This is a genomic window from Candidatus Micrarchaeia archaeon (genome assembly GCA_041653315.1).
Classification (GTDB): domain Archaea; phylum Micrarchaeota; class Micrarchaeia; order Anstonellales; family JAHKLY01; genus JAHKLY01.
The window spans coordinates 1-5,044 of the sequence record JBAZFO010000058.1 but is presented as its reverse complement, the minus strand read 5'-3'; the positions used below and the strand labels follow the sequence as shown (position 1 = coordinate 5,044).

Annotated in this window: 8 protein-coding genes, 1 tRNA gene and 1 pseudogene; all 10 read left to right on the top strand. The window is 28.0% G+C overall.

Annotation, left to right across the window (positions count from 1 at the left end; all coding sequences use genetic code 11):
* The first annotated feature begins 140 nt into the window (after positions 1 to 140).
* The 10 genes and pseudogenes from WC356_07355 (at position 141) to ftsY (ending at position 4,807) form a co-directional block, all read left to right on the top strand.
* A tRNA-Ile gene (locus tag WC356_07355) sits at positions 141 to 376 on the top strand.
* 15 nt (positions 377 to 391) lie between these two features.
* Positions 392 to 673, top strand: coding sequence for a ribonuclease P (locus tag WC356_07350; GenBank protein MFA5382959.1), 282 nt, complete (start codon positions 392 to 394; stop codon positions 671 to 673).
* Between the two features lie 137 nt (positions 674 to 810).
* A complete protein-coding gene (locus WC356_07345) occupies positions 811 to 1,227 on the top strand; it encodes a 30S ribosomal protein S19e (GenBank protein ID MFA5382958.1) in 417 nt (138 codons plus the stop codon).
* Complete coding sequence (locus WC356_07340; GenBank protein MFA5382957.1) at positions 1,227 to 1,490, top strand: DNA-binding protein; 264 nt, start codon at positions 1,227 to 1,229, stop codon at positions 1,488 to 1,490. Before WC356_07345 ends, WC356_07340 begins: the two co-directional genes overlap by 1 nt.
* Before the next feature lie 5 nt (positions 1,491 to 1,495).
* Positions 1,496 to 1,645: pseudogene (locus tag WC356_07335) on the top strand (50S ribosomal protein L39e).
* Positions 1,646 to 1,719: 74 nt separating this feature from the next.
* Positions 1,720 to 2,160, top strand: a complete 441-nt coding sequence (locus WC356_07330; protein ID MFA5382956.1) for a 50S ribosomal protein L31e — start codon at positions 1,720 to 1,722, stop codon at positions 2,158 to 2,160.
* Between the two features lie 6 nt (positions 2,161 to 2,166).
* Entirely contained in the window at positions 2,167 to 2,832 is a 666-nt protein-coding gene (locus tag WC356_07325) for a translation initiation factor IF-6 (protein ID MFA5382955.1), read from the top strand.
* An 11-nt stretch (positions 2,833 to 2,843) separates the two neighbouring features.
* On the top strand, positions 2,844 to 3,020 hold the full coding sequence (gene rpl18a, locus WC356_07320) for a 50S ribosomal protein L18Ae (GenBank protein ID MFA5382954.1): 177 nt from the start codon (positions 2,844 to 2,846) through the stop codon (positions 3,018 to 3,020).
* Between the two features lie 2 nt (positions 3,021 to 3,022).
* Positions 3,023 to 3,424 (top strand): prefoldin subunit alpha, encoded by a 402-nt coding sequence (gene pfdA, locus WC356_07315; GenBank protein MFA5382953.1) that lies wholly within the window; start codon positions 3,023 to 3,025, stop codon positions 3,422 to 3,424.
* Positions 3,425 to 4,807 (top strand): signal recognition particle-docking protein FtsY, encoded by a 1,383-nt coding sequence (gene ftsY / locus WC356_07310; GenBank protein MFA5382952.1) that lies wholly within the window; start codon positions 3,425 to 3,427, stop codon positions 4,805 to 4,807.
* Positions 4,808 to 5,044: the final 237 nt, after the last annotated feature.

The following is a 5,044-nucleotide window of genomic DNA, read 5'->3' as shown; positions in this document are numbered from 1 at the left end:
ATTTTAGCTAAAGCGTTTCTCAATCCTTTACCTAAGTCTACCATATAATATTTTTATTTAATGCATTTTAAAAGAGTTTCTAAGCAGTAAAAATCTTTTTAAAGATGTGCAATATACAATATAATCACAAAATTAATTATGGGCCAGTAGCTTAGTCAGCTTTGGATTGAAAATATTATTTCAAACAAGACCTAAAATGGTTGGAGCGCCGGTCTTATATGACCTATAATGTTTGCACATTTAATTATGTGGACATTATATAGCTCGAAGCTAACCGGTGGCCGCCGGTTCAAATGACCTTTTTCTTTCTTTAAAAAGAAAGCAAAAGCTCAACCAAAAAGAAAGAAATAAAGGAATGAGAATCCGGCCTGGCCCACTTTTTGTGATAAATATGGAAAAACAAAAAATAGCGCAGGAAAGGATTGAAATTCTATTTAAATTAGCGCAAGAGGAGTTTGATAAACATCCAGAAAGGTCAAAAAGATATTTAGAATTAGTTGATAAAATAAGAACAAAAGTTAATTTGCGCTTAACAAAAGAGCAAAAAAATAAATATTGTAAGAAATGCCATACTTTGTGGGTAAAAGGAAAAACCTTAGAAATTAAAAAAAGCGCAAAAGACCAGCCAGATATCTATATTTGTAAAATTTGCAAACATGAAAGAAAGCTTTAAATATACTTACTTATAAGAAATATGATATTCCAGGCAACATTAGTGATTAGAAGATGATCATTTTTGTTTAGAATTCCAGTTGATTGTTTCCAGCTGATTTTGAGTTTCTTAAGGAATAATAAAAATGAGGTGAAGCAATGGTAACAGTATTTGATGTTCAACCAGGAAAGCTTATAGATAAAGCAGCAGAAGAATTAGAAAAAATGGGCATAGAAAAGCCAGATTTCATTAATTATGTTAAATCAGGCTCTCATGCAGAAAGAAGACCAGAACAACAGAATTTTTGGTTTATTAGACTTGCCTCTTTGTTAAGACAAGCATATACTAATCCAAAAATTGGGGTAAATAGATTAAGAACCCATTATGGTGGAAAAAAGAATAGGGGTAGAAAACCTTCAAAACATAGAGATTCAAGCGGATCAATAATAAGAAGAGGATTACAAGAATTAGAAAAACAAGGATTTATCAAAAAAGAGAAAGTAGGCAGAGTTATAACAGGTAAAGGAAAGAAATTCCTAGATAATATTGCAAAACAAGTTGCAGAGGGACAATAATGGAAGATCATAATGATTTATTGGAAAAGGTTAAGAAAGAACAGCTAATAAAAATGGAAATGAGTAAAATATTAGAACCAAAAGCATATGAAAGGCTTATGAATGTAAGAATTAGCAATGAAAAAAAATATTTTTCAGTTGTTGCATTATTATTGCAGTATTCAAAACAATTGAATGGAAAACAATTAAATGATGAAGAACTGATGAAAATATTACAATCTTTCCAAAATAATTATGAACCAAAATTTGAAGTAAAAAGGTGATTTTTATGGGTAGTGTTAAAGATAAAGAAGAAAAGGACATTCTTGTAAAAGCAAAAAAACAAAATAGAAGAATGCCTGTTTGGGTAGTTGCCAAAACTAATAGAAAAGTAATTCAAAATAGAGAAAGAAGACATTGGAGAAGAAATAGCCTTAAAGTAGGTTCAACTTTAAATGAAAAACAAACAGAACCTAAAGTAAGAAGAGGCAAAAATAAAAGAAGGTGAGTAATATGGCAGATATAGAAAGAATTTATACAATCCCTTTAAGAAAAGCTTTTGATTTTCCCAGAACAAAAAGAGCTTCAAAAGCAATTACAATTGTTAAGAATTTTTTAGCTAAACATATGAAAGTTACAGTTGAACATGTGTCAGTAAGTGAAGCTGTTAATTCTGCAATATGGCAAAGAGGAATACAAAAACCCCCAAGAAGAATAAAAATAAAAGTAACTAAAGAAGGGGATAAAGCAGTAGCAAGATTAATTGATGAAAAAATAATTAAAAAACAAGAGAAAAAACAAGAAAAACCAAAAGAAGAGAAACCTAAAGAAGAAAAGTCAGAAGCAGAAATTGAATCTGAAGAAAAGGAAAAAGAAATTAAAAAAGAAATTCAAAAACAACAAATAAGGTCAGCAGAGCCAAAAAAAGAATTAATAAAAGATTTAAAAAAGTAGATTAAAATGAAAAGTGCAAAAGCAAGTGTATTTGGAAATCCATATATAGGTGTTTATGCAATAGCAAATGAAAAAATTTGTTTAGTTGCAAAACATATGCCTGATGATTTAATCAAATTGATTAGAGATACATTAGATGTTGAAGTTATAAAAGCATCTATTGGCGGTTCTGATTTATTAGGCATATATGCTGTAATGAATTCAAAAGGGATTGTTGTTCCATCTTTAATTTTTGATAGTGAATTAGAAGAATTAAAGAAATTAAAATTAGACATTTATGTAATGGAAGATAAATATAATGCTTGTGGAAACAATATTGCAGCAAACGATAATGGGGGGATATTGAATAATAATATTCCTAAAGAAGAAATAAATAAAATTAGTGAATGTTTGGGTGTTGATTTAGTTCCCATGCATATTAAAAATTATGAAACTGTAGGCAGTCTTTGTTCAGTAACAAATAAAGGCTTTGTTATATACAATGATATTAGCGATGAAAAAATGAGCCAATTAGAAAAAATATTTAAAGTAAGGGGACTAAATAGTACTGCAAATACGGGCTCATATTTTGTTGGAATATCTATTGTTGCAAATTCAAAAGGTTGTGTAGTTGGAGATATTACAACAGGATTTGAATTACAAAGAATTCAAGAAGGATTAGAATTAATATGAGGTGATTTTATATGAAATATATCATATCTGGAAAAATAAAGTTAGGTAGAGAAGTAAGAACTTTTAAAAAAGAAGTAGAAGCAAAAGGAGATTTTGATGCTAAAGAAAAAGTTTTCAAATTTTTTGGTGCAAAACATGAAAAATTACAAAGAACACAAATTAAAATAGAAAAAATTGAAAAGGTGTAAATATGTCAGATGAAGAATTACATAAATTAAGTTATGAAATGCAAATGTATGAGTATCAAGCTAAACAAATGCAGAGTAATATTCAACAAATGGAAGGTGTTTTGCAAGATTTAATGATGGCAAAAGAAGCAATTTCAAATCTTGAAAAAGGAAAATCTGCATTATTACCTTTAGGTGCAGGAGTTTTTGCAAAAGTAGAAATAAAAGAATCAAATACAGTTATCTCTAGTTTTGCTAATGGTTTATTTTCAGATCAAGATTCAAAAGCAGTTTTGGAAAAAATAAATGAGGACATAGAAATTTATATTAAAGAAATAGAAAAAAGAGGAAAAGAATTTCAAGATCTTGTTACTAAACTACAAGCATTAAGTACAAAAGCAAATGAATTAACTGGTGAAGAATAAATGTTTGGTCTTCTTAAAGATAAACTTAGTGGTTTTGTTAAGAAATTTACTAAAAAAGAAGAAGAAAAAGCAGAAATTGAAGAGCCAGTTCAATTAAAAATAGAAGAAAAAACTAAAGAAGAATATAAACAAGAAATACAAAAACCAGAAATTAAACAAGTAGAAAAACCAAAAGAAGAAAAAAAGGAAATAATAGAAGAGCAGAAAGAAAAATTAGAGATTAAAGAAGAATTAGAAGAAAAAAGAGAAGAAATAGAACAAAAGCCAAAAGAAGAAGAAGCAAAAGAAGAAAAACCAGAAATAAAAATATTAAAAGAACCAAAGAAGATAATAAAAGAAAAACCTAAAGAGATAATAAAAGAACCAGAGCAAATAATTGAAAAACCTAAAGAGATAATACGAAAACCAGAAGGTAAACAAGAAGAAAGAATTAAAGAAATAGATTTAAAAGAAGAGATAAAAACACAAGAAATAAAACCCAAACAAGATAAAAAAATAAAACTAAGTTTAGAAAGCAGATTAAGAGGTTTAATTTCAAATAAAATTAAAATAAAAGAAAAAGATATTAATTCTTTATTAGATGATTTGGAATTATCTTTATTAGAAAGTGATGTCAATTTAGATGTTGCTGGTGCGTTAAAAGAAGAAATAAGAAATTTATTAGTTGATAAAGAAATAAATAAAGATAATATTGAAGATGAAATAAAAAATGCCATAAAACATGCTTTAATTTTAATAATGAATCATGAAAATAAATTTGATTTAGTTGATAAGATTAAATCTTCTCCTAAACCGTTTAAAGTTTTATTTATTGGTCCAAATGGGGCAGGAAAAACAACAACAATTGCAAAAGTTTCAAAATTACTTGAAAATAATAATCTTTCATGTGTGTTGTCTGCATCAGATACATTTAGAGCAGCCGCCATTGAACAATTAGGTATTCATGGTGAAAGATTAGGTAAAAAAGTTATTAAAGGCCAGTATGGTGCTGATCCTGCTTCAATTGCTTATGATGCTGTTAATCATGCAAAATCACATAATTTAGATGCAGTTCTTATTGATTCTGCTGGAAGACAAGAAACAAATAAGAATTTAATAGATGAATTGCGCAAAATCGGAAGAATAATAAAGCCAGATTTGACTATTTATATTGGTGAAAGTATAGCAGGTCATTCTGTTATTGACCAAATAAAAGAATTTAATGAAGCTGTTAAAATAGACGGTGTTATATTAACAAAATTAGACTGCGATGCAAAAGGAGGAAATGCAATTTCCATCCCGCGCGCAACAAACATTCCAGTTGTTTATATTGGTGTTGGCCAGTCTTATGAAGATCTTATTGTCTTTCAACCAGATTTAATAGCAGAAGAAATAGTCGGATAAAATTATTAACAAAAATCTTCATTACCCGAAACCTTTATAAATCCAAACAAACATACTATTTAACACAAACTAAAAGGTGATTTATTATGAAACAAATTCGTTTAGTTCCAGAAATAAAAAATAAAACTATAATAGAAATGCCTGAATTAGGCAGAGAAGTAAAACTTATTTGTCTTTCAGAAAATGCAGATTGGTATACTGCACATAACTTAATTGCAGAAGCAAATAAAGGAAGAA